This is a genomic window from Pseudonocardia wallangbongensis (assembly GCF_054486945.1).
Genome location: NZ_JBRERS010000002.1, coordinates 230,189 through 257,006, shown reverse-complemented (window position 1 = coordinate 257,006; position 26,818 = coordinate 230,189). Strand labels below are relative to the sequence as shown.

Annotated in this window: 23 protein-coding genes; 13 read left to right on the top strand and 10 right to left on the bottom strand. The window is 73.0% G+C overall.

Features of this window, described 5'->3' with window-relative positions; translation table 11 throughout:
- Positions 1-27 precede the first annotated feature (27 nt).
- The 5 genes from ACU436_RS07535 to ACU436_RS07515 all read left to right on the top strand — a co-directional run bounded on the left by ACU436_RS07535 (position 28) and on the right by ACU436_RS07515 (position 6,020).
- Positions 28-969 (top strand): right-handed parallel beta-helix repeat-containing protein, encoded by a 942-nt coding sequence (locus ACU436_RS07535; RefSeq protein WP_459023034.1) that lies wholly within the window; start codon positions 28-30, stop codon positions 967-969.
- 76 nt (positions 970-1,045) lie between these two features.
- The gene (locus tag ACU436_RS07530; protein ID WP_459023032.1) at positions 1,046-2,431 is read left to right on the top strand and encodes a UDP-glucose dehydrogenase family protein; all 1,386 of its coding nucleotides are present in this window, start codon (positions 1,046-1,048) and stop codon (positions 2,429-2,431) included.
- Positions 2,424-3,608: a glycosyltransferase gene (locus ACU436_RS07525; protein ID WP_459023030.1), complete on the top strand. Its 1,185-nt coding sequence runs from the start codon at positions 2,424-2,426 to the stop codon at positions 3,606-3,608. Before ACU436_RS07530 ends, ACU436_RS07525 begins: the two co-directional genes overlap by 8 nt.
- A 24-nt stretch (positions 3,609-3,632) precedes the next feature.
- Entirely contained in the window at positions 3,633-4,577 is a 945-nt protein-coding gene (locus ACU436_RS07520) for an NAD-dependent epimerase/dehydratase family protein (RefSeq protein ID WP_459023029.1), read from the top strand.
- A 198-nt stretch (positions 4,578-4,775) separates the two neighbouring features.
- The gene (locus ACU436_RS07515; RefSeq protein WP_459023027.1) at positions 4,776-6,020 is read left to right on the top strand and encodes a polysaccharide biosynthesis protein; all 1,245 of its coding nucleotides are present in this window, start codon (positions 4,776-4,778) and stop codon (positions 6,018-6,020) included.
- Between the two features lie 16 nt (positions 6,021-6,036).
- On the opposite strand, the gene ACU436_RS07510 is transcribed toward ACU436_RS07515, so the two are convergent.
- Positions 6,037-7,677 carry a tyrosine-protein kinase domain-containing protein gene (locus tag ACU436_RS07510; RefSeq protein ID WP_459023025.1) on the bottom strand — a complete coding sequence of 547 codons (1,641 nt, stop codon included), beginning with the start codon at positions 7,675-7,677 and terminating at the stop codon, positions 6,037-6,039.
- A 104-nt stretch (positions 7,678-7,781) separates the two neighbouring features.
- On the opposite strand from ACU436_RS07510, the gene ACU436_RS07505 reads away from it, so the two are divergent.
- On the top strand, positions 7,782-9,239 hold the full coding sequence (locus ACU436_RS07505; protein WP_459023024.1) for a hypothetical protein: 1,458 nt from the start codon (positions 7,782-7,784) through the stop codon (positions 9,237-9,239).
- Here ACU436_RS07505 and ACU436_RS07500 read toward each other — a convergent pair.
- The 6 genes from ACU436_RS07500 to ACU436_RS07475 are packed head-to-tail and all read right to left on the bottom strand — an operon-like array spanning position 9,176 to position 16,017.
- Positions 9,176-10,444, bottom strand: a complete 1,269-nt coding sequence (locus ACU436_RS07500; protein WP_459023022.1) for a nucleotide sugar dehydrogenase — start codon at positions 10,442-10,444, stop codon at positions 9,176-9,178. The genes ACU436_RS07505 and ACU436_RS07500 overlap by 64 nt on opposite strands.
- A gap of 13 nt (positions 10,445-10,457) precedes the next feature.
- On the bottom strand, positions 10,458-11,507 hold the full coding sequence (locus tag ACU436_RS07495) for a GNAT family N-acetyltransferase (protein ID WP_459023020.1): 1,050 nt from the start codon (positions 11,505-11,507) through the stop codon (positions 10,458-10,460).
- Positions 11,504-12,478: a glycosyltransferase gene (locus ACU436_RS07490; protein WP_459023019.1), complete on the bottom strand. Its 975-nt coding sequence runs from the start codon at positions 12,476-12,478 to the stop codon at positions 11,504-11,506. The genes ACU436_RS07495 and ACU436_RS07490 overlap by 4 nt, the downstream gene beginning before the upstream one ends.
- Complete coding sequence (locus tag ACU436_RS07485; protein WP_459023017.1) at positions 12,475-13,902, bottom strand: sugar transferase; 1,428 nt, start codon at positions 13,900-13,902, stop codon at positions 12,475-12,477. Before ACU436_RS07485 ends, ACU436_RS07490 begins: the two co-directional genes overlap by 4 nt.
- Positions 13,889-14,998 (bottom strand): DegT/DnrJ/EryC1/StrS family aminotransferase, encoded by a 1,110-nt coding sequence (locus ACU436_RS07480; RefSeq protein WP_459023016.1) that lies wholly within the window; start codon positions 14,996-14,998, stop codon positions 13,889-13,891. The genes ACU436_RS07485 and ACU436_RS07480 overlap by 14 nt, the downstream gene beginning before the upstream one ends.
- Positions 14,995-16,017 carry a Gfo/Idh/MocA family protein gene (locus tag ACU436_RS07475; protein ID WP_459023015.1) on the bottom strand — a complete coding sequence of 341 codons (1,023 nt, stop codon included), beginning with the start codon at positions 16,015-16,017 and terminating at the stop codon, positions 14,995-14,997. The genes ACU436_RS07480 and ACU436_RS07475 overlap by 4 nt, the downstream gene beginning before the upstream one ends.
- A gap of 459 nt (positions 16,018-16,476) precedes the next feature.
- On the opposite strand from ACU436_RS07475, the gene ctaJ reads away from it, so the two are divergent.
- The 4 genes from ctaJ (at position 16,477) to lipB (ending at position 18,783) form a co-directional block, all read left to right on the top strand.
- Positions 16,477-16,752, top strand: coding sequence for an aa3-type cytochrome oxidase subunit CtaJ (gene ctaJ, locus ACU436_RS07470; protein WP_459023013.1), 276 nt, complete (start codon positions 16,477-16,479; stop codon positions 16,750-16,752).
- Positions 16,739-17,266: a DUF5130 family protein gene (locus tag ACU436_RS07465; RefSeq protein ID WP_459023011.1), complete on the top strand. Its 528-nt coding sequence runs from the start codon at positions 16,739-16,741 to the stop codon at positions 17,264-17,266. The genes ctaJ and ACU436_RS07465 overlap by 14 nt, the downstream gene beginning before the upstream one ends.
- A 590-nt stretch (positions 17,267-17,856) precedes the next feature.
- Positions 17,857-18,135, top strand: coding sequence for a hypothetical protein (locus tag ACU436_RS07460; RefSeq protein ID WP_459023009.1), 279 nt, complete (start codon positions 17,857-17,859; stop codon positions 18,133-18,135).
- A gap of 3 nt (positions 18,136-18,138) precedes the next feature.
- Positions 18,139-18,783 carry a lipoyl(octanoyl) transferase LipB gene (gene lipB / locus ACU436_RS07455; RefSeq protein ID WP_459023007.1) on the top strand — a complete coding sequence of 215 codons (645 nt, stop codon included), beginning with the start codon at positions 18,139-18,141 and terminating at the stop codon, positions 18,781-18,783.
- A 103-nt stretch (positions 18,784-18,886) separates the two neighbouring features.
- On the opposite strand, the gene pepN is transcribed toward lipB, so the two are convergent.
- Positions 18,887-21,424 (bottom strand): aminopeptidase N, encoded by a 2,538-nt coding sequence (gene pepN, locus ACU436_RS07450; RefSeq protein WP_459023006.1) that lies wholly within the window; start codon positions 21,422-21,424, stop codon positions 18,887-18,889.
- A gap of 158 nt (positions 21,425-21,582) precedes the next feature.
- Between pepN and ACU436_RS07445 the strand changes: the two genes are divergently transcribed.
- On the top strand, positions 21,583-22,206 hold the full coding sequence (locus ACU436_RS07445) for a mycothiol-dependent nitroreductase Rv2466c family protein (protein ID WP_459023004.1): 624 nt from the start codon (positions 21,583-21,585) through the stop codon (positions 22,204-22,206).
- Between the two features lie 75 nt (positions 22,207-22,281).
- Here the strand turns inward: ACU436_RS07445 and ACU436_RS07440 are convergent, their stop codons facing one another.
- Positions 22,282-22,773, bottom strand: a complete 492-nt coding sequence (locus tag ACU436_RS07440) for a CBS domain-containing protein (protein ID WP_459023003.1) — start codon at positions 22,771-22,773, stop codon at positions 22,282-22,284.
- Between the two features lie 133 nt (positions 22,774-22,906).
- The gene (locus tag ACU436_RS07435; RefSeq protein ID WP_459023001.1) at positions 22,907-23,785 is read right to left on the bottom strand and encodes a LysR family transcriptional regulator; all 879 of its coding nucleotides are present in this window, start codon (positions 23,783-23,785) and stop codon (positions 22,907-22,909) included.
- A gap of 95 nt (positions 23,786-23,880) precedes the next feature.
- Between ACU436_RS07435 and ACU436_RS07430 the strand changes: the two genes are divergently transcribed.
- Together ACU436_RS07430 and ACU436_RS07425 are read left to right on the top strand one after the other, a co-directional pair.
- Positions 23,881-25,179, top strand: a complete 1,299-nt coding sequence (locus ACU436_RS07430) for an MFS transporter (RefSeq protein ID WP_459022999.1) — start codon at positions 23,881-23,883, stop codon at positions 25,177-25,179.
- Positions 25,180-25,265: 86 nt separating this feature from the next.
- Positions 25,266-26,768 carry a serine/threonine-protein kinase gene (locus ACU436_RS07425; RefSeq protein WP_459022997.1) on the top strand — a complete coding sequence of 501 codons (1,503 nt, stop codon included), beginning with the start codon at positions 25,266-25,268 and terminating at the stop codon, positions 26,766-26,768.
- The last annotated feature ends 50 nt before the right edge of the window (positions 26,769-26,818 follow it).

Genomic DNA, 26,818 nt, shown 5'->3' with positions numbered 1-26,818 from the left:
CACTTCATGCCTTCCGTACGCTGCCAGGTGGAGGCTGAGCACGATGTGCTCGGCGGGGGAGGTGCGGGCATGGTGCTGCGGGGCCTGGGGGCGCTCGTCGCGGTGCTGATGTTCACGGGTCTGGTGGCCTGTTCGACATCGGGAACGGCCACGCCGGCGCGCCCGGCCGGTCTCCCGTCGCCGCCACCATCGGCGCCGGAGCGTTGCCTCACGCCGGAGGAGACCCCGGCTCCGGGTGACGCCGTGTGCTTCTCCGGGGATCTGGACGACGAGCTGGACATCACGTCGAGCGGCACCCCGGACGCCCCGGTGTACTACCGGGGCAACGGGGCCGAGGTCCCGGGGATCCGGATCGAGGCCGACAACGTCGTGGTCGAGGGCTTCGTGTCCAAGGGCGCCGACAGCACCGGCATCGTCGCGAACGGCGAGAACGTCACCGTGCGGGACAACGAGATCACCCAGGTCGAGTACGCGGGTGACGACGTCGATGCGATCCGCTTCTTCGGCGACGGGGCTCAGATCCTGAACAACCGCGTCTACGACCTCGAGGCCAACGACGTCGAGGACTCGCACGTCGACTGCATCCAGACGTTCGCGGTGGAGCTGCCCGGCAGCTCGAACGTCGTGATCCAGGGCAACCGGTGCGAGGGGATCCGGGCGCAGTGCCTGATGGCGGAGGGCCCGAACGACGAAGGCGGCTCCGGTGACGGCGTGAGCCGCAACTGGTTGTTCGACGGGAACTATTGCGAGTCCAACGCCGATGCGCAGTCGGTGGCGCTCGAGGACATCCAGGACGTGACGATCAGCAACAACGAAATGGTCGGCGAGGGCAACAAGGCCTTCGCGCTCGGCCGCGACTCCACGGGCGTGGTCGTGCGGGACAACCGGGTCGGCTCGGGGTACGGCCGTGAGGTCGGGTTCGACGACCCGTCGGCGGCGGAGGGCTACCAGGGTCCCCCGGCCGAGTAGTAACTGGTAACGCGGCCCGGCGTTGGCCCGAAAGGGGTCATGACGACGTCCTGCGTTGACGGGGGAGGAGACGCTGGTGTCGGAGTTTGCCCGCCGCATCGCGGTGGTGGGAACGGGGTATGTCGGCCTGACGACGGGTGCGTGTCTCGCGTCGTTGGGCCATCGGGTGATCTGTGCCGACGTCGACCGCGCCAAGGTCGAGCGGCTGCAGGCCGGGAAGATCGACATCCGGGAGCCGGGGCTCGCCGAGATGGTCGGGGAGATGCTGGCGGCCGGGCGCCTGTCGTTCGTCACCGGAGCGCGGGCCGCGCTGGACGAGCTGCGCCGCGACGGCACGCCGTGCGAGGTCCTGTTCGTCTGCGTGCCCACCCCCATGGGGGTCGGGGGCATCGCCGACCTCTCCGCGGTCGAGGCGGTCATCGACGAGGTCCGCGAGGTGCTGCCCGCCGGGGCGATCGTGGTCAACAAGTCCACCGTGCCCGTGGGCACGGGCGAGCGCACCGCGGAGCTCATCGAGCGGCCCGACGTCGCCGTGGTGAGCAACCCGGAGTTCCTCCGCGAGGGTTCCGGGGTGTACGACTTCCTGCACCCCGACCGCATCATCGTCGGGTCGAACGCCCAGGACGCCGCGGAGCGCGTTGCCGCGCTGTACGCGCGGCTCGGCGCCCCGACCGTGCTCACCGATCTGGCGAGCGCCGAGATGATCAAGTACGCCGCCAACTGCTTCCTCGCGACGAAGCTGTCGTACGTCAACGCGATCGCCGAGCTGTGCGAACGGCTCGGTGCCGACGTCGAGGACGTCACCGAGGGTCTCGGCTACGACAAGCGGATCGGCCAGTCCTACCTCTCGCCCGGACCCGGCTGGGGCGGCTCGTGCCTGCCCAAGGACACCTCGGCGCTGCTGCAGCTCGCCGACTCCGTCGACTTCGAGTTCCGCCTCCTGCGCGCGGCGATCGAGACGAACACGCGCCAGAGCAGGCGGATCGTCGAGAAGGTCCAGACCGCCGTCACCGGCAAGCGCAACGGGTCGCTCACCCGCAAGCGGGTCGCCCTGCTCGGGCTGGCGTTCAAGGCGGGCACCAGCGACCTGCGCGACTCGCCCGCACTCGCCGTCGCCGCCCTGCTCCGGCAGGCCGGCGCCGAGCTGCAGGCGTTCGACCCGGCGATCCGGGCCGACGACCCGGTGCGGCACGGCGCCGCGTTCGACGACGACCTGCTGACCGTCGTCGACGACCCGTACGTGGCCGCGAAGGACGCCGACGCGCTGGTCGTCCTCACCGAGTGGCCGGAGTTCCGCGGGCTGGACTGGCAGCGGCTGGCCACGGTCGTCCGGCAGGCGATCGTGGTCGACACGAGGAACCTCGTCGACCCGGACGTCCTGAGCCGCGCCGGCTTCTCCTGGATGGCGGTCGGGCGCCCGCCCCGGCTCGCCGAGCGCGTTCCGGAGGAACGAGATGCGTGACGGTGCCGCACCGGGGAACGGCGAGATCGACCGCCTCGTGATCCAGCAGTCCGACCCGCGGCGCGCGGTCACGATCGGCGGGATCGACACCTGCCTGCGCGGCTTCTTCGAGTACGCGCCGGAGGACGTCCGGCTGGGCCTGGTCGGCATCCACGAACCGGGCTCGCCCGACGGGCCGCTCGGCGTGTGGCAACGGGTCCGCCGCGGCGAGCGCGAGTTCTGGTTCATGCCGGTCGCCCGGATCGACACGTCCCGGCCGAAGGGCCTCGTGCCCTTCTCGCTGCGGCTCGTGGCCGGGCTGCTGCGTTACCGGCGGCGCATCCCGAAGGCGAAGGCGGTCCAGGCGCACCGCGTCGACGTGGGCCTGTTCACCCGCCTGCTGTTCCGCGGGCCGCTCGTGTACTGCATCCACACGCAGGAACGCGGGCTGCTCGGACCGACGTCGGACTCGTACTGGCGGTTCACCGGGGGCCTGCACGAGCGGCTCGACCGGATGATCGCGCGGATGGCCGAGCGGGTGATCGTGTTCAACCCGGCGTACGCGGAGAAGGTGCGGCAGTGGAACCCGCGCACGGTCTCGGCGCCCACCTGGTTCGACCCGGCCATCACGCATCCGGTCGACACGCCCGCGAACCCCTACAACGTGGTCTGGGTGGGCCGGCTGGTGGTCCCGAAGGACCCCGCGCTGGCCGTGCGCGCCTTCGCCCACCTCGCGGCGGAGCACCCCGACGAGCCGTGGACGCTCGAAGTGATCGGCTCCGGCCCCCTGCAGCCCGCGCTCGAGGAGCAGATCGCGGCCCTGCCGCCGGAGGTCGGCGCCCGCATCACGCTGCGGGGCCGGCTCGGCCCCGCCGACGTCGCGGAGGCCCGCGGTCGCTCCGGGGTCTTCCTGATGACCTCGCACGCCGGCTACGAGGGCTTCCCGCGGGTCCTGGTCGAGGCGCTGGCCATGGGGCTGCCGGCCGTGGTCACCGACGGCGCCGACACCGGCGGCCTGGTCGCGGAGGGTGTGTCGGGGTTCGTGCGGGGGCGGGACCGCGCCGCGCTCGCCGCCGCCATCCGCGCGGCGCGCGGCCTGGACCGGAGCGCCGTCACCGCCGCCGTCGCCGGCCTGAGCGCTCCCCAGGTCGTCCGCGAGGTCTTCTTCCGCGGCCTCACCCCGGTCGCGTCGTCGTGAGGGCGCCGTCATGAGGGCGCCGTCATGAGGGCGATGGTCACGGGCGTGGCCGGCTTCGTCGGCAGCACGCTCGCGCGCCGGCTGCTCGCCGACGGGCACGACGTCGTCGGCGTGGACGCGCTCACCGACTACTACGACCCGCGGCTCAAGCGCGACAACCTGCGGGACATCGAGCACCCCCGGCTGCGGCTGGTGGAGGCCGATCTGAACGCCGCCGACCTGGGCGCGCTGCTGGCCGACGTCGAGGTCGTCTACCACCAGGCCGGCCAGCCCGGCGTGCGCAAGTCCTGGGGCGCCGACTTCGGCGAGTACCTGCAGGGCAACGTCGGCGCCACCCAGAAGCTCCTGGAAGCGGCGCTGCGGGCGCCGCACCTCACCCGCTTCGTCTACGCCTCCTCCTCGTCGGTGTACGGCAACGCGCTGCGCTACCCCACGCAGGAGTCCGACCTGCCGCGGCCGCTGTCCCCGTACGGCGTCACGAAGCTCGCCGCAGAGCACCTGTGCGTCCTCTACGCGCAGAACTACGGCCTGCCCACCGTCTCGCTGCGCTACTTCACCGTCTACGGCCCGCGGCAGCGGCCGGACATGGCCTTCACGCGCTTCTGCACGGCCGTCCGCGACGGCGCGGAGATCCCGGTGTTCGGCACCGGCGAGCAGGTCCGCGACTTCACCTACGTCGAGGACGTCGTCGAGGCCAACGTGCGCGTGGCGGCCGCCGACGTCGCGGCGGGCGCCGTGTTCAACGTGGCGGGCGGCACCTCCACCACGGTGAACGAGGTCATCGAGCTCCTGGGCGAGATCTCGGGCCGGGTGCCCGCCGTCCGCAGGGGAGACCCCGTGCCCGGCGACGTCGAACGCACCGGCGGGAGCACGGCGGCCATCGAGGCGGCCGTCGGCTGGGCACCCGCCGTGCCACTGCGCGAAGGGCTGGCGGAGCAGTACCGGTGGGCCGCTTCAGTCCTGACCTGAGAGAGTGTTCGAGCATGGTTTTGCGTAGCGGTGCCGGTAGCGGAACCTCAGACGCCTGCTCACGCCGGGATCGACTCCTCATGAATGCCAATTCACCACGTCGCCGCTGTCCTCGCGAGCAGACGTCTGAGAACCCGCGGCGGTGCCGGTGGCGTGCTCCTATGAAGCGGCTCCGCCGCTTGAATACGCGCTAGCCCGGTGAGGCAGGACCTGCACACCGCGGCAGCGGCGATCATCGGTTCGCTGCCGGGCTTCACGTTCCCGTTCGTCGCCGCGCTGGTGCTCGATCCGGGCGACTCCGACATCCTGCTGCTCGCGACGTCGGTCGCCATCACGGTGTCGGTGATCATCAGCTCCGCAGTCGAGCTGACCACCATCGCCGAGTACGGGCGGGTGCTCGGGCGGGACCGGCGCCCGGCGCCCGCCGCGCTGCGCGACTACCGGCGGCGGGTCCTGCTGTTCGCCACGGTCGTCACGGTGCTGGTGGTGCCGGCGCTGGCGATCGCATACGCCATCGGCTCGCCTGCGCGGGGCGAGTTCGTCATGCTCGTGTGCGCCGTCGCGCCGGCCCCGATCCTCGCCGCGATCGCGAGCATCCTCTCTGGTGAGTGCATCGCCCGAGGCGGCCCGACGGTGCCGATCGCGGTGCAGGCGATGCGCACGCTGCTGCCCGCGGTGCTCCTCGCGGTCTGGTGGGACGCGCCGCTGGTCGCCGTGGCGGCGATGCTCCCCGCCGGGGAGGCGGTCCGGGCCGTCGTCCTCGCGGTGTGGGTGCGCAGGCTGCGCGCCCAGCAGGCCGGCGCCGAGGACGGTGCACTGACCCCGTTCGGGCTGGTCGCGCAGGCCCTCTCGTCCGGGGTCACCCAGCTCGGACCGGCGGTCGACCGGCTGTACCTCTCCGCATCGGGAGCGGGCTCCGTCTCGAGCTACGAGATCGCGGACCGGCTGATGTACGCGGCGGCCCAGTTCGTCAACATGGCCTTCCTCGTGCGGCGCGTGGGTGCGTGGGCCCGCCTGCCGACGATGGCGCCCGGCGACGCCACCGCGTTGCTGCGCCGCGACGGCCGCGTGCTCGGCGTCGTCACGGCGGTACTCACCGCCGGTGGGGCGATCGTGTGCCTCGCCGCGCTCGCGTCGGGCCTGCTGCCCGAGTCATGGGGCCAGGGCTTCCTGTGGGGCGCGATCGTGATGCTGTCGCTCCCGGCGCACGTGTTCAACGTGGTCGGCACCCGCCTGCTCGTGGTGGCCCGCAGGCAACGCTGGATGCTGGCGATCGCCGCCGTCACGGCCGTGCTCAACGCCGCGCTCGACACGATCTTCTACGTCCTCCTCGGCCCGATCGGCATCGTGCTGGCCACGCTGCTCCTGCGCTGGACGATGGCCGGGGTCTACCTCGTGCTCCTGCGCACCGCGGTGCCGCAGACGATCGGCCAGGAACGCTAGGAGCGTGGGGGCGGTGCTAGCGCCGCGGCGTGGGTGACGGCCGCCGTTCCGGGTGGTCGACGGGCCGGGTGGTCGACTCGACCGTGGTCTCCTCCGGGACGTCAGCCGGCTCGGCCGGCCCGTCGGCCGGCAGGTCGTCACTGCCGGCCTGTGCCGGTATGGCGCGCGGCAGCCCGTTGGGCGGGCTCTGGATCACCGGCTCGGGCGGAGTCGTGGTGGGCGGCGCGAGTGGCCCGTCGCGGCGGGCGGTCGACACGGGCGCCTGGTAGGACGGCACCCGCCCCTCCCGGCGCAGCCGGCCCTTCGTCATCGTGAGGACGGTGCCGAGCAGCCGGGCGGACACGGTGTGCAGCGCCTCCACGGCCGCGCTCACCTGCTCCTGCGACGTCTGGAGGTGCTGGACCGCGAGGACCACGCCGTCGGCCCGCGCGGCCACCGCTGCCGCGTCGGACACCGCGAGCAGCGCCGGGGTGTCGACGACGACGAAGTCGTAGTGCTTGCGCATGTCGGCGAAGAGGTCAGCCAGGCTATAGGAGGCGAGCAGCTGGCTGTGGTTGTGCGGGTAGGGGCCGGCGGTGAGCACGTCGAAACCGCCGCGGTTCCACGGCTGCCGCGCGTACTGCCAGACCATCCGTCCGGCGAGCACGTCCACGAGGCCGGGGAACGGGTCCAGCCCCAGGTAGTCGCTCACCCGCGGGTTGCGCAGGTTGGCGTCCACCAGCAGGACGCGGTTCCCGGCCTCCGCCATCGCGATCGCGAGGTTGCACGCGGTGGTGGACACCCCCTCGCCCATGCGGGCGCTCGTCACCACGACGACGTGGTGGCCGCGGCGGCCACCGCGGAACTGCAGGTTCGTGCGCAGCTTCCGGAACGCCTCGGCGCGCGGGGAGGTGAACGGCTCGTCCACGATCAGCGGGCGGGACGGCACGTGGCGGTCGTGGGCGATCTCCGCAAGCACCGGGCCCGGCGCCAGCCGGTTCAGCTCGGACACCGAGCGGACCGAGTGGTCCCGCGCCTCGCGGATGACCAGCCCGAGGACGCCGATCAGCAGGCCCAGCGCTGCGCCCAACGCCAGGTTGAACGGGGTGTCGGGCGACACCGGAGTGGGCTGCGGGGTGGCCGGGCGGATGATCTCCGCCCCGATCTTCGCGGGTTCCGGGGCGGGCGGGGCCGGCTGGCCGGGCGCCGGCGCGGCGGGCGCGGCCGTGGGGCCGATCGGCTCCTCGAGCTGCCCGACGAGGCCGACGAACTCCGCGGCGAGCGCGTTGGCGACGTCCGCCGCCCCCTGCGGGGTGGAGTCCCGCACGGCGGCCGTCATGACGACGGAGTCCGAGTCGACCGTGACGGTGATGTGCTGGGCCAGCTCCGCGGGCGTCATCGTCAGCCCGAGCCGGTCGATCACGGCCTGGGTGATGCGCTCGTCGGTGAGGAGCGGCTCGTACGACAGCACCCGCTCCTTGGCGAGCTCGTTGGCCTGGTAGGCCTCGTCCGAGTCCTCGGCGGTGCCCTGCAGGGACACGTAGAGCGTGATGTCTGAGCTGTACTCGCGCGGCGCGAAGTAGTTCGCGACCCCCGCGCCGAGCACGCCGAGAACCAGGCAGAGCGCCACGATCTTCCAGCGCTCGCGCAGGATGTGAATGGCTCGGTCAACGGTCATTTTCGCCCCCGGGAATCAGCCCGTCGCAATATTCGGTGTCCGGACGTGCAGGGTGGGGGAGCGCGCCTTGCACCAATCATCACCAGCCTGGCACCTTGGATGTGATGACCGTGTTGAGCCGGCCGATGTGGCCGTGGGCGCTCGCGGCGGCCGCACTGGGTGCGCTGGCCGTCGTGCAGCCGATCGCCGCCGTGGCCACCCTCGCCGGCGTGGTCCTGCTCCTGGTGGCGGTGGTGGCACCCCGCACCACCGTGGGGCTCGCCGTGCTCGCGGCGCTGTTCGTCCGCCCGCTGACGCACCTGGTGCCGGTGCCGGAGCTGAGCTACCTGGACGAGGCGATGGTGCTGCTCTGCGCCTTCGTGCTGCCGCTGCGCCGGCTCGTGGCGCGGCAGCCGCTGCGCGTGTTCCCGGGGCAGTGGTGGTTCGCCGGTTTCCTCGTGGCCGGGCTGCTGAGCGGCCTCTTCCTCGGGGTGGCGCCCGACATCTTCCTCACCGGCGCGTTCGTGATGGCCAAGGGCCTCGTGTTCGCGTGGGCCGTGGCCCAGGTCGACTGGGAGGAACGGCACCTGCGCTCCGCGGCCAAGGCCGGCACGGTGCTCGTGGTCTTCTGCGTCGTCGCCACGGCGGCCAACTTCGTGCTCGAGGACCCCTGGCTGGCGTTCATGGCGAGCGACGAGAACGCCGTGCAGGCGCGCGGCGCGCTCCCGTCCCTCGTCGGGCCGTTCAGCCACCCGATCGACCTCGGGCAGTTCATGACGCTGTCCGCGATCGCCCTCACCGCCTGGCGGGTGGCGGTGCGGAAGGGCCCGCTGACGTTCGTGCTCATGATCGCCACCGCGGCCGGCTCGCTGCTGTCCGCCCGCCGCACCGCCATCGGCAGCCTCGCCGCGGCGTGGGTCTGGGTGCACGCGCTGGCACGCTCCAAGGGCACGCTGCTCGCCGCAGCCGTGTGCGTCCCGCTCGCGGCGGTGCTGCTGGCCGCGCCGCTCGCGTCCGTGGCCAACGAGACCTACCAGGAGTACCTCGACCCCAACGCCGCCACCTCGGCGGCCCGCACGGTGCTCACCATCGGCTCCTTCGAGGTGGCCGCGGACCACTTCCCCCTCGGCGCCGGGTTCGGCCGGTACGGGTCGGCCACGGCCGCCGAGAACTACAGCCCCGAGTACGTCGCGCGGGGGTTCCCCGACGTGTGGGGGCTGGGCCGCGGCGTGGAGGACGGCCGCTTCCTCACCGACACCGAGTGGCCTGCGGTCATCGGCGAGAGCGGCTTCCTCGGCGCCATCGCCTTCGTGGCCGGCCTGCTCGCGATCTACCTGGCGGCCCGCAGGCTGTGGCGGTCGTCCCGGCCGCCGCTCCAGCGGTGGATCGGCCTGGTGACGATCGGGTGGATGGTGGCCTGCCTGGTGCAGTCCGTCGCCACCGTGACGTTCACGGGCCCGCCGGTGTTCGGCCTGTTCTTCGGGCTCGTCGGGATCGTGGCAGCGCTGTCGGATGCGGATCACAGCCGATCCACCCCCGAGCCGGAGAGCCGGTTGCGGGTGTCCAGCACCCGGTCGGCGTGACGCTCGACCAGTTCCCAGTCGACGTCGTCGTGGTCGGTGAGGACGACCACGACGTCGGCGGCGGCGAGCACCTCGGGCGTGCACTCGACCAGTTCCACACCGTCCGGCACGTCGGTGGCGGCCACCAGCGGGTCGATCGCCGACAGCTGCGCGCCGAGGTCGGCGAGCCGGTGGGCCACCGGCACGGCGGGGCTCTGGCGGGCGTCGCCCGAGTTGCGCTTGTAGGTCAGCCCGACGAGCAGCACCCGGCTGCCGTTGACCGCGAGCTTCCGGCGGTTCAGGTGCTCGGTGACCCGGGATGCCACGTAGGCGGGCATGTTGTCGTTGACGTCGTTGGCGATCTCGACGAACCGGAACGTGCGGCCCAGCGAGCGGCGCACCTGCCACGACAGGTACGACGGGTCGATCGGCAGGCAGTGCCCGCCCACGCCGGGGCCCGGGGTGAACTTCATGAACCCGAACGGCTTCGTGGCCGCCATGTCCACGACCGACCACACGTCGATGCCGAGCTCGTGGCAGTACATCGCCAGCTCGTTGACCAGCGCGATGTTGACGTGGCGGAACGTGTTCTCGAGCAGCTTCGCGAGCTCGGCCTCCTGCGTGCCGGGCGCCGGCACCGTGCGGTCGACGATCGTGTCGTAGAACGCCCGCACGGAGGCCGCGGAGGCCTCGTCGACACCGGAGACGATCTTCGGAGTGTTCTCCAGGTGCCAGGTGGGGTTGTTCGGGTCGATGCGCTCGGGGCTGTACCCGAGGTGGAAGTCGGTGCCGGCCTCGAGCCCGGACCCGGCCTCGAGGATCGGGCCGAACACCTCCTCGGTGGTGCCCGGATAGGTCGTGGACTCGAGCACGACGCAGGCACCCCGCGTGAGGTGCGGCGCGAGCATGCGGGCCGACTCCTCGATGTAGGACAGGTCGGGGGCGCCGTCGCGCAGCGGGGTGGGCACGCACACCACGGCGATCCGGAAGCCCGCGAGCTCGCGCGGGTCGTCGGTGGGCATGAACCGGCCCGTGCGCAGGCAGGCCGCGATGTCCTCGTCGCTGATGTCGTCGATGAAGCTCTCACCGCGGCGCAGCTGGTCGGTGCGGTGCTTGTCCAGGTCGAACCCGATCACCTCGTGGCCGACCTGAACGGCCCGCACGGAGAGTGGCAGGCCGACATAACCCTGCCCGACGACGACGACCGGACCGGCGACGACGGTCATGACTGGTTCCCCCTCAGCAGAAGTAGCGGTAGAGGAGTGCGCCCGCCCGCGCGGTGATCTCGTCGGGCACCGACGGGTCGGTGAGCAGGCGGGTGAGCTCACCCAGCTCCCGCCCGAACTCCTCCTGCTCGGGCGCCTGCAGCCAGGTGCCCGAACGCAGCGTGACGATCCGGCGCTCGTCGGTGGCCCATTTCCCCTTGAACGCGACGAGGCCGGGCTGGTCGAGATCGGAGAGCCCCCAGTCGACGAGCCGGAGCCCCCGCTCCACGCCACGCCGGATCCCGGTCCAGTAGACGGCGTCGTTCGGGCGGGCCCGCAGGTGGGCGGGATCGGAGGCGCCGAACTTGTAGTAGAGGACGTCGTTCCACTCGAGGAACATCGCGCCCGCGATCACCTCGCCGTCGAGGGACGCCAGCAGCGTGACGCAGCCCCCACCCTCGTGGAGCTCGTGCCAGATGTTCTCGAAGAACGCGAGCGGCTGCGCCAGCAGGTGGTACTTGTGCTTGCGCAGCCCGACGTGCAGGCGGTGGAAGGCGCGCACCGCGTCCAGGTCGTCCCGGACGTCCACGCGGACCCCGGCCCGCCCGGCCGCGGCGATGTTGCGCCGCGACGTGCCGGAGATGCGCCGGTGGAGCTCGTCGATCCCGGCGTCCAGCGGGGTGCCGTGCCACGCCGCCGCGCCGATGGCGCGCAGCCGGGGGTCGGCGAGCGCCGCCGAGTCGTCCATGCAGCGCAGCGTGAGCTGGTGGTCGCCGGTCTTCGCCGCGTCCAGGAGCGCGGTCCAGACCGGAGGGTCGGTGACGAGCGGGTCGGCGCGGTCCGAGAAGGGCAGGCTCGACACGCGCCTGCCGCGCACATCATCCACGGTGACCCAGGCGAACCCGCCGAGCGGTTCCCCCGCGGCGTCGACCGAGATCCGCGCCTCCGGCGTGAAGCCGTAGGACCGGCAGACCGCACTGATCCACGGCGGGGAGGTGAACAGGCTTCCCACCGGTTGCGCGGCGAGCCGCCGCCACCGCGGATCGGTGACGGGGTCGGCCGCGATGATGCTCGGAACGGTCATGGCCGCAGCTCGAACGGCGGGACCTCCGACACCCTGCGCACCGCCGTGGACAGCGTGGAGACCAGGTCGTTCACCGTGATGTCGGCGGGGCCGCGGTGCAGCGCCAGGCCGCGCGCGGCGAGCTCGTCGGCGAGCTCCCGCTGGTGGTCGTCGCCCGCCTCGCCGAACTCGGCCTCCCGGCTCGCCATCACGGCGAAGCGGCCGGCGGCGAGGTTGGCGATCGCGGACCCGGTGCCCGCGTGGCTCACCACGATGTCCGCCGCTTCGAGGGCGCTCATGAGGTCCGCGGCGGGCAGGAACGGGGTGGCCGTGATCGGCAGGTCGTCGACCGGCGTGCAGCCCGTCTGCCACAGCACGTCGACCGGCCGCCCGAGCGCTTGTTCGAGGGGGCCGTCGGCGGCCAGCAGCTTCGCCAGCGGGAGCACGAGCCGCCGGAACGTGAACTCGGCCGCCGTGCCCACCGTGACGACGACCTTGACGCGCTCGCCGGGCACCCGCTCGGCCGGCACCGCCTCGTACACGTCGAACCCGTTGCCCCCGTAGCGCCACGGCCCACCGCTCCACCGCCGGGACTGGGTGTAGGTGTGCACCCGGGGGACCCAGCGCAGGACACGGCCGGTGAGCGACGGCCCACCCACCCGGGCCGCGCTCTCGATGTAGTGGCACTCCACCCCGCGGGCGGCGAGGTAGGGCAGGTAGCCCAGCGCGATGCCCGAGCCCGTGGACACCGCCCGCGTGGGGTGCCGGGCCCGGAACAGCCGGTGGGCGTGCAGCATGCAGCGCAGCACGCCCGGCACGTCCTTCTGCCCGACGTACGGGACGTACTCCACGTCGCGCCCGGCCAGCAGCGAGGTGCTCTGCTCGTTGGCGTGGGTGACCCACACGGCGTCCGGGTCGGGCGGGATGCGCTCGGCCAGTGCGTTCAGCTGGGTGAGGTGACCGCCCGTCGTCGCGACGAGGACCGTGGTCACCGCGACCCGCCCCCGCCCAGCATGGCCGGGACCGTGCGGACCAGGATCTCCAGGTCGCGCGCGAGCGAGCGTTGTTCCACGTACCGGACGTCGAGGCGCAACATGTCGAGCGTGCCGAGCTCGCTGCGGCCGCTGACCTGCCACAGCCCGGTGAGGCCCGGCGGCACGTCGAACCGCGTGGCGTACTCGGCCGGGAACATGTCGGCCTCCCACTCCAGGCACGGCCGCGGCCCCACGAGCGTCATGTCGCCGCGCAGCACGTTGATCAGCTGCGGCAGCTCGTCGAGGCTGGTGCGGCGCAGGAAGCGGCCGACCCGGGTGATGCGGGTGTCGCCGTCGAGCTTCGAGCTGCCGTTGACGACGGTGTCCTCGCCCCGCAGCTCGCGAGCGATGAGGTCCCGCAGCGCGCTGTCGTCGCCGCCCGGCTTCATGGTGCGGAACTTCAGCATCTCGAACGAGCGGCGGCGCAGCCCGACCCGCTGCTGCCGGAACAGGGAAGGGCCGCGGCTCTCGACGCGGATGGCGGCGGCGATGACGAGCATCGGGAGCGCCAACGCCACGAGCGCCGCGCCCGAGATCACCACGTCGGCCAGCCGGCGCACCGTGGCGGCCCCGCGTGCGGACACCGGGTTGCGCAGCCGCGCCCCGATCCCGCGGACCGCGTGCCGCAGCCGCCAGGCCCGCCCGCCGACGCGCGAGATCACCCGGTAGACCGTGGAGAGCTTGAAGCGGAACCGCAGCATCGAGTCGGTGCTGCGGACGAACACCCGGTCCACCGCGAACCGGCCGTGCTCGCGGGCCACCGCGAACGCCGCGTCGTAGCCCGCGCCGGCGACGGCGGCCCGGGCCGCCGGGTCGTGCGTGCCGTAGGGGTAGGCGAACGTGCGGGCCCGCACACCGGTGGTGGCCTCGAGCCGGTCGCGCGCGTCGGAGACGTGGACCCGCAGCTCGGACGCGCCCATCCCGACCATGCGCGTGTGGTCGGCGCTGTGGACGCCCAGCTCCATGCCGACGTCCGGCAGCCCCTTCAGCTCCTCGGCCGGTGCGAGCCGCTCGGCGGAGTACGCGTCCGTCCACTCGGCCCGGCCGCCGAGCCGGTCCGGGCAGACGAACAACACCGACGGCACACCGGCGGCCCGGAGCGCGGGCGCGGCGATCCTGGGCGCCGACTCGTGGCCGTCGTCGATCGTCAGCAGGTACGACCGGCGCGGGGTCGGGGTGCCGTCCAGGGCGGCCAGGTACTCGTCGAGCGTGAGCGCCCGCCAGCCGCGGCGCCGCAGGTGCGAGAGCTGCGCCGCGAACGCCCGCTCGCCGACGAAGAGCTGCTCCGGGTCGGCGCCGGGCGCCTCCCCGAAGTAGTGGTACATCAGCACGCGGGGCGACCGCAGCGACGGGACGCGGCGACGGCGATCAGGTCGGGACATCGTGGAGGACCTCGCAGACCAGGTCGACCTGCTCCGGTGCCATCGCGGGCGACAGCGGGAGCGACAGGATCCGACCGGCCGCCGCCTCCACCACAGGCAGCGGCCCGTCGGCGTACTCGGCGAACGCGGGCTGGCGGTGGCAGGGGACCGGGTAGTGCAGGCCCCAGCCGATGCCGGCGGCGTCGAGCGCCGCCGTGACCGCGGGCCGGTCGGGCACCTGGACCACGGCCAGGTGGTAGACGGCCTCGGCGGCCGAGTCCTCCGCGACCGGCACGCACCACGACGGCAGCCCGCGCCGGTACTGCTCGACCAGCGCGACGCGTGCGGCGTTCATCCGGTCCAGCCGGGCGAGCTTGACCCGCAGCGCCGCCGCCTGGAGCGTGTCCAGGCGGCTGTTGCGGCCGGAGACCTCGTGGACGTAGCGGTCGGTCGGAGAACGGCCGTGGTCGGCGAGCAGGCGGATCTTCTCGATCAGCTGCGCGTCGTTCGACACCACCGCGCCGCCGTCGCCGAGGGCACCGAGGTTCTTGCCCGGGTAGAAGCTGAACGCGGCGGCCGCGCCCCAGCCGCCCGGCCGCCGGCTCAGGTACCGGGCCCCGTGGGCCTGCGCGGCGTCCTCGACCAGCGCGATGCCGTGCCGGGTGGCGAGCCGCCCCAGCGCGTCGACGTCGGCCATCTGCCCGAACAGGTGGACGGCCACGATCGCCGCCGTCTGCGGGGTGATGGCGGCGGCCACGGCCGCCGGGTCGGCGAGCAGGGTGTCGGGACGCACGTCCACGAACCGCGGCCGCGCGCCCACCGCGCGCACCGCCTCGACGGTGGCGACGAACGTGTTGCCGGGCACGATGACCTCGTCGCCCGGGCCGATCCCCAGCCCGGCGAGGACCAGTTCGAGCGCGTCGGTCCCGTTGCCGACCCCGACGCCGTGCTCCACCTCGCAGTGCGCGGCGAACTCGGCCTCGAACGCGGCGACCTCGGGGCCGCCGATGAACCGCCCGTGCGCGAGCACCTCCTTCCACGCGACGTCGAGGTCGTCGCGCAGGTCGAGGTGTACCGCGGCCAGGTCGAGGAACGGAACCTTGACCGAGCCGGTCATGAGACGGCTCGCACGCCGGCGATCTGCGCGGGCTTCAGCACCGGGGCGGTACGCCCGGTGACCAGCGCGGAGTCGGTGGCCGCGAGCACCCGCACGATGTCGAGGCCGCGCTCGCCCGGCGTCTCCGACGGGATACCGGTGCGCACCGAGTCCACGAAGGCCCGGTCCTGGGCCATCAACGGCTCGTGGAACGCCACGAACGGCGAGACGATGTCGCCGGTGCGGTAGCTCACCGGGCGCTCGTGGGCACTGTGCGGGTCGTCGATGCTCGAGGGGTCGACCCCGATGTCGTAGATCCGGATCCGCTCGTTGTCGGACATGTCGTCGTAGACGGCCATCTTCCGCTCGCCCACCACGGTGGTGCGGCGCACCTTGTTCGGGTTCAACCAGCTCACGTGCACGAACGCGCGCGTCTGCGGGAAGTCCAGCCGCAGGTAGGCGACGTCCTCGCGCCACGGCGTGACGTTGCGGTCACCCCACACCGAGGCCGCGACCGGCAGCTCGTCGAGCAGGTACGAGGCGATCGAGATGTCGTGCGGGGCGAGGTCCCAGATCACGTTCACGTCGCGCTGGTACCGCCCGAGGCTCAACCGGGCCGAGTCGATGTAGAGGACGCGGCCCAGCGCTCCCGAACGGATGATCTCCCGCAGCCGGCGGACGGCCGCGTTGTACTCGAAGGTGTGCCCGACCATCAGCTGCACGCCGTGCACGGCGGCCGCGATCACCATCGCCTCGGCGTCCGCGACCGACGTGGCCATCGGCTTCTCCACGAGCACGTGCTTGCCCGCGTTGATCGCCTGCAACGCGATCTCGGCATGCCCCGCGGGTGGCGTGGCCACCAGCACGGCATCGACGTCGTCGAGCACGTCCGCGAGGGACGTGGCCGTTCTCTCGATCGACGGGTAGTAGGCCACCGCCTCCTCGAGGCGTCCGACGTGCTCGTCCACGACCACGACGGCAACGTCCGGCATCGTGCTCAGCACACGTACGTGCTTGCTCCCCCAGTAGCCATACCCCACTACGGCCACCCGAGTTCCCACTCGCTTCGCCACCGGTCCCCCAGACCCTGCGATGCTGCTCCCCCTGACGGACGTCGGCGCGAGGTCGCGCCGTCGTCGTAGGCGATGGGTCCGCATCCGCGGATCTCGAGCGGTGTTCGCGTCCCGTGCCCCAGCTGATCACGAACGCCGCCGACGAGAACTTCGAATGCCGAGCCCGCCGCCTGTTCTGGCTATCTGGAGAATAGGAGGGGGTGTTACAGCGTTTTCTCAGGTCGGCGTTTGGGGGACACGTTACAGCACACTTGGCCCAATGAGTTACTACGAACGGGTCAAAATCGGGTGCTGCGGCCGCTTGGAGCGCCCGAAATGCGCTCGAATGTGCAATGCCCGTTGCGGACGATCCCGCGCCGCGCAGCGGCGGCTCCGGGGGCGCCCTGCGGCCGGGTGCCCGCGGGCCGTCGACTATCGTCTGAGCACGTGAGCGTGTGGGAGACGATCCTCTACTTCGCGGTGCCCGCGGCAGCGTTGTACCTGGGTATCGCGTTGCTCGTGGTCGCACCGAGGATGGCCCGCAGGCCCCGGTACCGGGTGGGGCAGCCGTGGCCGCACGAACCGATGTGGTGGACGGCCAACCCCGAGGGGGCGCAGCTGCCCGCGGTCGACCACACCGGCGACCACTCCGCCGACCGCGCCCCCGCCCTCGTGGGCGCGCGCGCCGGCGCTGATCGAGGAGGTGCCCGTGGCAGCTGGTGAGGTGCACCCGGGAAGCACCACCGACCACGGTGGCACCGGCACGGCCGTCGTCGATCCCGGCAGCGAGGACCTGCCCGTCGGGGCCGTCGTCACCGCGTCGGGCCGGATCTCGCGCGCGGAGGAGTACCAGGAGCCGTCGCGAGCCGAGCAGCCCTTCACCCCGGTGCAGATGGCGCGGCTCGACGAGGCGCTCACGCTCACCAGCCGGGCCACCGGGCTGCGCTTCAGCGTGTACCTCGGTGACCTCGGCCCCGAGCCGTCCACCCGCGTCGCCGAGCTGCACGACCAGCTCGAGGGCTCCAGCGACGCCGTGCTCGTGGCCGTGAGCCCGGAGCAGCGGTTCGTCGAGGTGCTCAGCGGCGCCGAGGCCCGCACCCGGCTGCCCGACCGCGGCGCCAAGCTCGCCGTCATGAGCATGCTGGCCTCCTTCAGGGAGGGCGACCTGCTCGGTGGCCTGCTGAGCGGCCTGCGCATGCTCGCCGACCAGGCGGGCGGCCGCCCCCGCACGCACTGAGGTCGGCCCCACCCGCCGATGTCCAGGAGCGCGCTGGAGGACTCCGACCTGCTGCGCGCCGCCCGGGTTTCACCCACTTGTTCCTTGAAGGGCCTGGATCGCTGCTCGCGTCGGCCCAGCCCTCGCCGACAAGACTTCACACATCCAGGACCGGCTTCACACATGGCCGGCTTTGTGTGAAGCCAGTGCTGGCTGTGTGAAGTGGGCCGCCCCGCGCCTCTGACCACTGTTGGCCGCGTCGGCGACCGGGTGTGTCGGTCCGAGCCTTCGCCTTGGCGATGACACCCTGGACGCCGCTCGCTACTGCCAGAGTCCTCCAGCACCCTCGTGGCCGCCGTTTCCCGACCGCCCACCGCCGGGTACCCGGGCCCGTACACGGTATGCGACCGGTAACAGATCGGCCGTAACCTCCGAGCTTTAACCGGAGTTGGTGATGGTCGACCCAGTGGTCTGCGTCGCATACTGTTCGTCCACGGCCCTTCGGGGCCACGGACTGATGAAGGGCAGGGACCTACATGGGTGACGCGGCATCGGGATATTCAGCCGGCGATGGGCAGCGTCGCGGCCGGCGGAGCACTGCAGGCTCGTCCGTGCTCACACCACCCACGGGTATGCCGGCCATCCCGGACCTCGAGAGCTCCTTCCCGGTGCAGCGGCGGGAGCCGCTCCCGGCGCCGACAGACCCGCCCGAGCCGCCCGCGCAGCACACGGTCGTCGATCCGTGCACGTGCGGCCACGGCCCGGAGGCGCACGAGCACTACCGGCCCGGCTCCGACTGCGGCGCCTGCGGCCGCGCCACGTGCGGTGAGTACCGCCCCGCCAACAGCACGTGGCGGCGCTTCCTGCGCAGCGTGGGGCTCGACCGCTGAGTGGTGCGGGTCTTCCCTGACCTCGCCCGCGTAGAACTGGGCGAGGTCGACTACGACGACGCCATCACGGCCATGCAGGGCTGGGTGGCCGAATGCCAGGCGGGCACGGCGGGCGACCGGCTGTTCCTGCTCTCCCACCCACCGGTCGTCACCTACGGCTCGCGGACCTCACCCGCCGACCTCCCACCGGCCGCGTCCGGCCTCCCCGTGGTCGAGGTCGACCGCGGGGGACAGGCCACCTACCACGGACCCGGCCAGATCGTCGGCTACCTCGTCGCCAACGTGCGCGAGCGCGGCCCCGCCGACGTCGTCCGCTGGATGGAGCAGGGCATCATCGCCGCGCTGGACGTGCTGGGCTTCCCCGCCGTCCGCCGCCAGACCCCGCCGGGCGGCTCCAGCCTCGTCGGCGTGTGGACCCAGGACCACCGGAAGATCGCCTCGATCGGCATGCGGATCCGCGGCGGCGTCAGCAGCCACGGCTTCGCCCTGAACGTCGACCCCGACATGAGGGCCTTCGACCAGTTCGTCTCCTGCGGCCTGGCCGACCCGATCACGTCGCTGCAGGTGCTCGCCGGGGAGCGCGGCCAGGAGCCGCCGAAGGAGCCGGAGGTCCGCGACGCGCTGGCCGAGACCCTGGGCGCGCGCTGAGCCAGGCCGCCCCGAGGCGCTCGCACACCAACATCCGCGCTCACACACCAACTGCAGTTGGTGCGCCAGCACCGGAGTTGGTGTGTGAGCCCGGCACGGGCGGCTAGGACCGGTCGAACTCCCGCGCCCCCAGCGCCCGGACGATCCCGGCGCGGCCCTCCGAGACCAGGCGACGCAGCGCAGGCGGGTGCGACGCGTCGGCCAGCCAGGCGTCGGCGGCCTCGACGGTGGACTTGTCCACCGCCCACGACGGGAACAGGCCCATGACCACCTGCTGGGCCCGCTCGCTGGTGCGCCGGGACCACACCTCGGCCACCTCGGCGAAGTAGCGCTCGACGTACCCGCCGAGGAGCCCGCGCTGCGCCGGGTGGGCGAAGCCGCTGATGATGGCCTCCTGCACGGCGTTCGGGATCTCGTCGTCGTGCACGGCGCGGTTCCAGGCCCGCTCCTTGGCCTCGGCCGTCGGGATCAGCGCGCGGGCGCGCTCGGCCTGCCGCTGCCCGGTGGAGGTGGGGTCGCGCTCCAGCTCGGCGTCGATCTCGGGCTCGCGCGCGTAGCTGTGCGCCACGAGCGCGTGCAGGAGCCGCCAGCGCAGGTCGGTGTCGACGGTGAGCCCGTCCGGCACGTCGACGCCGTCCAGCCAGCCGCGCATGCCCTCCAACACCGAGGTGTAGAGCACGCTGCCGGTGAGCGCGTTGACGACGGCCAGCTGCGCGTCCGAACCGGCCGGTGCCGTGGAGAGCCGGAACAGCAGCGCGTCGACCAGGAGCGGCCAGCCGCGTTCGGCGGCCCACTGCTCGTCGGCGTAGGACGCCGTGGCGGTCTGTGCCTGCATGAGCAGCCGCTGCACCACACCCACCTCGGACTCGGCCCCGAACCCGCCGGCCACCAGCGCCACGAAGTCGCGGGCCTTCAGCTCGGCCTCGCGGGTCATCTCCCAGGCGGCCGACCAGCACAGCGTGCGGGGCAGCGGCTCGGCGATGTCTCCGATGCGGTCGACGAGCGTGGCGAGCGAGCCCGGGTCGAGGCGCAGGGCGCAGTACGTGAGGTCGTCGTCGTTGACCAGCACGAGCCGGCCGCGCGGCACCCCGACGAGCTCCGGCACCTCGGTGCGGTCGCCCGAGACGTCGACCTCCACGCGGTGGGTGCGCACCAGCTTGCCGTCCCGGTCGTCGTAGACGCCGACGGCGAGCCGGTGGGTGCGCAGCTCGCCCGCCCCCGGCCGCGCACCGCCCTGCACCACGGCGAAGCGGGTGAACCGGCCTTCGGCGTCCACGTCGAACGACGGGCGCAGGAGGTTGAGCCCGGTGGTGCGCAGCCACTGCGCGCCCCAGCCGGACAGGTCCCGGCCCGACGACTCCTCGAGCGCCGCCAGCAGGTCGGCGAACGTGGCGTTGCCCCAGGCGTGGTGCTGGAAGTAGGTGCGCAGGCCCGCGAGGAACGGCTCCAGCCCGACGTACGCCACGAGCTGCTTGAGCACCGACGCGCCCTTGGCGTAGGTGATCCCGTCGAAGTTGACCTCGACGGCCTGCAGGTCGGGGATGTCGGCGGCCACCGGGTGCGTGGAGGGCAGCTGGTCCTGCCGGTACGCCCACGACTTCTCGACGTTGGCGAACGTGGTCCACGCGTTGCGGTACTCGGTGGCATCGGCCTGGCAGAGCACCGACGCCCAGGTGGCGAACGACTCGTTCAGCCACAGGTCGTCCCACCAGCGCATGGTGACGAGGTCACCGAACCACATGTGCGCCATCTCGTGCAGCACGGTCTCGGCCCGGCGCTCGTAGAGGAACCGGGTGACGCGGGAGCGGAAGACGTAGTCCTCCAGGAACGTCACCGCGCCGGCGTTCTCCATGGCGCCGGCGTTGAACTCGGGCACGAACAGCTGGTCGTACTTGCCGAACGGGTACCGCACGCCGAAGTTGCGGTGGTAGAAGTCGAAGCCCTGCTTGGTCTCGGTGAACAGCCGCTCGGCGTCCATGTGCTCGGCCAGCGAGGCGCGGCAGTAGATCCCCAGGGGAATGCCGTCGTGCTCGTCGCGCCACTCCGCGTACGGTCCCGCGATCAGCGCCACCAGGTACGTCGACATGATCTCGGTGGTCGCGAACCGGTGCACGCCGTCGGCGACGCTCGAAGCGGTGGCGTTGGATACCACCTTCCAGGCGGGGGGTGCGGTGACGGTGAGCGTGTAGCGCGCCTTCAGGTCGGGCTGGTCGAAGCAGGCGAACATGCGCTTCGCATCGGCCGTCTCGAACTGCGAGTACAGGTAGACGGCGCCGTCCACCGGATCGACGAACCGGTGCAGGCCCTCGCCGGTGTTCATGTACCGGCCGGTGGCCACGACCCGCAGCTCGTTGTCGGCCGCCAGCGCGGGCAGCGGGATCCCGTCCTCCTCGCGGTAGCCCGACACGTCGAGCGGCTCGCCGTTCAGCGTGGCCTCGGCGACCGCGGGGCCGACGAAGTCGATCCAGCTCCCGGCGCCGGGCTCGGCGCAGCGGAAGCGGACGGTCGTCGCCGTGGCGAACGTCGCGTCACCCGGGGCTCCGCCGCCGTCGGTGAGGTCGAGCTCGACGGAGTAGTCGACGACCTCCAGCAGCGCGGCCCGACGCTCGGCGTCGGTGCGGGTCAGGTTGGGAGGGGCCATGCGGACTCGGCACTCCTGGGTCGGTGGGACGCTCGGACTGGCTGCCGATCCAACCACGTGCGTCCGCGGCGCGCCGTCGAGATCGGGCCCGTGGCGGAATGCGGGGTACCTCCGACGAGTTGGTGCCGCTGGAAGAGCACCTGACCCGAGGAGCAGCAGTGACTAGCGCCGCACCCGCCGAGACCGCTCACGTCGACTTCTGGTTCGACCCGCTCTGCCCCTGGGCGTGGATCACCTCGCGCTGGATGCTCGAGGTGCGCGAGGTCCGCGACGTCCGGATCGACTGGCACGTGATGAGCCTCGCCGTGCTCAACGAGGGCCGGGACCTGCCCGAGAACTACCGCGAGCTCATGGACCGCGCCTGGGGCCCGGTCCGCGTCGCGATCGCCGCCGCCCGCTCCGAGGGCGTCGAGATCCTGGCACCCCTCTACACCGCCCTCGGCACCCGCATCCACAACCAGGGCAACAAGGACTTCGACGTCGTGATCAAGGAGGCCCTCGCGGAGCTGGGCCTGCCCGCCACCCTCGCCGAGGCCGCCACCAGCACCGAGTACGACGAGGAGCTCAAGGCGAGCCACCACCGCGGGATGGACCCGGTGGGCCTGGACGTCGGCACCCCGACCATCCACGTCGACGGCGTGGCCTTCTTCGGCCCGGTCCTCTCCCGCATCCCCCGCGGCGAGGACGCCGGCCGCGTGTTCGATGGCGCCCGCCTGCTGGCGTCCTACCCCCACTTCTTCGAGCTCAAGCGCACGCGCACGGAAGACCCGGCGTTCGACTGATCACTGGACCGCATTGCGGCAAAGCCACTTTCACGCCACCAGATGGCGTGAGAGTGGCTTTGCCGCGACCGGGGGTCAGTACCGGGAGATCAGCGCATCGCGCAGGACGCCCGTCTCCAGTTCCATCTCGCGCACGCGGTGCTTGACCAGGTCGCCGATGCTGACCATGCCGACGAGGCGGCCGCTGTCGATGACCGGGAGGTGGCGGTAGCGGCCCGCGGTCATGCGGGCCATCGCGTGGGCGACCGTCTCGTCCGGGTGGGTCGTCTGGACGTAGTGGGTCATGACCTCGCTGACGGGCAGCGTGAGCAGGTCGGCGCCGTGCTTGCGCAGGGCGCGGACGATGTCGCGCTCGGACACGATGCCCGCGATCGCGCTGTTCTCGTCGCACACCAGCACGGCACCGATCCCGAGCATGCCTAGCCGGTCGACGACTTCGGTCACCGTGAGCCACGGCAGCACGGAGTGAACGGTGGAACCCTTGGTCTCGAGGATGTCGGCGATCTTCATCTTCTCCCCTTCGCTGCCGGCTGCGATGAGCTCGTGGAGCGCCCGACCGCGCCGCACGATGCGACCATCGTGCCCCCGTGAGGGCCCTCCCGCCGCCACGCGAGAGCGTCGTCACCGAAAAGACGCACGGTCTGTCACCGATGCCTGATCTGGTGCGCCGAACGGAAGGTTCCCGCAAGGAACCGGCCGCTCAGGAGGCAATTGCATAGAGCGCGTCGCGCAGCTCGCGGCCGTCGTCGCCGCCCTTCCAGACGACGCGCAGGGCGAGCTCCACCGGCGGGCCGTGCAGCGGCAGCGGCACGAGGGTGCCGTCGGCCAGCTCGCCGGCCACCGCGAAGTCGGGCAGCAGCGCGATGCCGATGCCCTGCCCGACCCATGCCTTGACGGTGGAGACGCTGGCGAGCTCGGTGCGCCGGCCGTCGGGGCCGAGCAGCCGTTCCGCGGCCATCCGGAACGAGCAGCCGGACGGTGTCACGAGGACGTGCTCGTCGGCCAGGTCCGCGGGCGTGAGCGGCCCGGCCGCCGCGAGCCGGTGTCCCGGCCGAGCCACGAGGCGCAGCCGGACCGAGCCGATGTCGACGAACTGGAGCGCGCCACCCTCGTCGTCGAACCCGAGCTCCCCGAGCGACGTCCCCACGTCCAGCAGGAGCGCGGCGTCCAGGGCGCCGGTGGCGACGGCCCGCAGGAGGGGGCCGCGCATCATCGACCGCACGTCCAGCCGGAGATCGGGGCGACGGTCGGCGAGCCGGGCGATCACGGCGGGGAGGCGGGTGGCCACGAGCGTCTCCAGTGCGCCGATCCCGATGGTCGTCCGGGCGCCGGTGACGAGGCGGCGCACGGCGTCGGCGTGCTCGAGCAGCTGCCGCGCGGCAGGCACGAGCCGCCGTCCCCGCTCGGTGAGCACCATCCCGTCGCGCCGGCGCTCGAAGAGCACGACGCCGAGCGCGCCCTCGAGGGACCGGACCTGCTCGGACACCGTGGCGCGGGACAGCGCGGCGCGCTCGGCGCCCGCCGCCACCGTGCCCGTCTCCGCGACCGCCAGGAAGACGCGCAGGTGTCGTAGGTCCACCCGACCAGGGTAGGTCTCCTGCGTTCGGGATGACCGAACGCCGACGCCGGTCCGGCCTGTTGGTCAGCGGCCGGGCGCTGTTCAGAGTCGGCGGCGTGACGACTGCTCCGAACACCGCCGCATCCACCCCGCGGCTCCTGGGGATCTCCCTCGCGTACTTCCTCGTGCTCCTCGACACGACGGTCCTGACCGTCGCGCTGCCGGACCTCCGGGCCTCGACGGGCGGGTCGCTCGCCGGCCAGCAATGGGTGGTCGACGCCTACACCGTCACGTTCGCCGCGTTCCTCCTCGGTGGTGGCGCGGCCGCGGACCGCCTCGGCGCCCACCGCGTCTTCCGCTGGGGTGTCGCCGCGTTCGGCCTCCTGTCGCTGGTCTCCGCCTGTGCACCCACGATGGGCGTCCTGACCGGCCTGCGCGCGCTGCTCGGGGTGGCCGCGGCGGCGTGCCTGCCGAGCTCGCTGGCGCTGATCACGCAGCTGCACCCGGACCCGCAACGCCGGGCGAAGGCGCTCGGCACGTGGGCGGCCACGACCGGCGTCGCGCTGGTCGCCGGGCCGCTCGTCGGCGGGTTGCTCGTGGACCTGGGCGGCTGGCGGGCCGTCTTCCTGGTGAACGTCCCGCTCGCCGCCGCGAGCCTGGCCCTGACCGGGCACCTCGACGGGCGCGCCGGGCCGGTGTCCGGCCGGCCGGGATGGCGCGCGCAACTCGCCGCCTGCGTCGTGCTCGCCTCCCTCACCGACGGGGTCGTCGCGGCGCAGCCACTGGCGGCGGTGCCGGCGGTGCTCGGCGCGCTGCTGTTCGTCCGCTGGGAGCGGCGCAGCCCGACGCCCACCGTCCCGCCCGCGCTCCTGCACGCGCCCGGGGTGGCCGCCGGGCTCGTGGCCGGGGCGGCCGTCAACTTCGTGCTCGCCGGCGTGCTGTTCACCACGACGTTGCTCCTGCAGGACGGGCACGGGCTCGACCCGCTGCAGGCCGGCCTCGCGTTCCTCCCGCTCACGCTCCCGACCGCGGCCGGGCCGGTGCTGACGGCCCGCATCGTCGCCGCCCGCGGTCCGCGGCTGCCCGTCCTCGCCGGGCTCGTGCTGCTCGTCGCGGGCCCGGCGCTGCTCGCGGCCTGGCCCGCCGCGCCGTACCCGGTGCTCGGGGCCGGGCTGCTCCTGATCGGTACCGGGGTGTCGTTGACGTTGCCGGCCCTGGTCACCGTCGTGGTCGCGGCGGCGCCGCCGGGCACCGCCGGCACGGCGGGCGGCCTGCTGAACGCGGTCCGGCAGACCGGCGCGACCGTCGGCGTCGCGGTGATGGGTGCGCTCGCCGACGGCCCCGCCTTCCTCTGCGCAGCTCTCACGGTTGGCGCAGCGACGCTGCTGTGGGTAGCGTGCTGGCGGCGCGGTTGACCCTTTCGGAGCATCGGCGGTAAGCCGGTCGCGGACGGGCACCGCCTTAAGCACGCTCTCAGCGCACCTGGCTACCCTTGCGGGCGATGAGCCCCGCATCCGATGACACCCCGGTCCGCGTCGGCGGCCGTTACCGGCTCGACGAGCACATCGGCGCTGGTGCGATGGGGGCCGTCTGGCGAGCCACGGACGAGCTGCTCAACCGCACGGTGGCGGTGAAGGAGCTGCTCGCGGCCGCCGAGCCGCCCACCGCGGCGGGCAACGAGGCGCTCGAGGTGTCGCGCCAGCGCATCCTGCGCGAGGGGCGGATCGGAGCCCGGCTGCAGCACGCCCACGTCATCAGCATGTTCGACGTCGTGGTGCACGAGGACCGGCCCTGGCTGGTGATGGAGTACCTCCCCTCGCGGTCGCTGGCCCAGGTCCTCGGGGAGAAGGGCCCGTTGCCCCAGGAGCAGGTCGGCGACATCGGGCGCCAGGTGGCCGACGGACTGGCCGCCGCGCACCTCGCCGGCGTCACCCACCGCGACGTCAAGCCGGGCAATGTGCTGATCGCCGACGACGGGCGGGTCAAGCTCACGGACTTCGGCGTGTCCCGCGCCGTCGACGACGTGCAGCTCACCCGCACGGGCCTGATCGCCGGCACCCCCGCGTTCCTGTCACCCGAGGTGGCGCGCGGGCTCACCCCCACGGCCGCGTCCGACGTGTTCGCGCTCGGCGCCACGCTGTACGCCGCCGTCGAGGGCACCCCGCCGTTCGGGCTCGACGACAACGCCTACGCCCTCCTGCACAAGGTCGCCACCGAGCAGGCGCGCCGCCCGAAGCAGGAGGGCCCGGTCGTCGGCCTGATCATGCGGCTGCTGAGCCGGGAGCCGGCGGACCGGCCGACGGCGTCCCAGGCCCGCGACGCGTTCGCCGCGCTCGCGATGGGCGCCGACTCCGGGTTGGCGCCGCTCGTGGCCACGGTCCCGGTGCGCACCGCGGCGGCCGCGCCGCCCGCTCCGCCGGGGACGCGCACGCTGTCCGACGTGCCGCTCCGGGAGCCGCCGCGCCGCCGCCGCAGCCGGATGCCCCTGCTGTTGGGTGCGCTCGGCGTCCTCGCGGTGGCTGCGGGCGTCACCATCGCGATCCTCACCAGCGGGGCGGACGCCGGTACCGGCGACGGCACCCCCGCCGCCCAGCCGGCCACCACCAGCGCCCCGGCCGCTCCCGCACCGCCGGCCACCACGGCGCCCGCGGCCACCACCGCACCGCCCACCACGGCGCCGACCTCGGCTCCCGCCCCCGCATCGGGCGCCGCCGCGTTCGTCCAGAACTACTACGGCCTGCTGCCCGACAACACCGACGCCGCGTGGAAGCTGCTCGGCTCGGAGGCGCAGAACCGGTCGGGCGGGCAGAGCGGCTACGACGGCTTCTGGGCCGAGGTGGCATCGGTGAGCCTGCAGAACGTTCGCCAGACCGGCGACGACACCGTCGAGGGCACCGTGGTGTTCACCCGCCGCGACGGCGGCACGTCGAGCGAGCCCTACCGGTTCGTCGTGGGCACGGGCTCCGACGGCCAGACGATCATCCAGTCGTTCAGCAAGCTGTAGCTCGCATGGAGGCCGGCGAGTCGAGGCTCACCCGCGGACGTCGCCCAGCC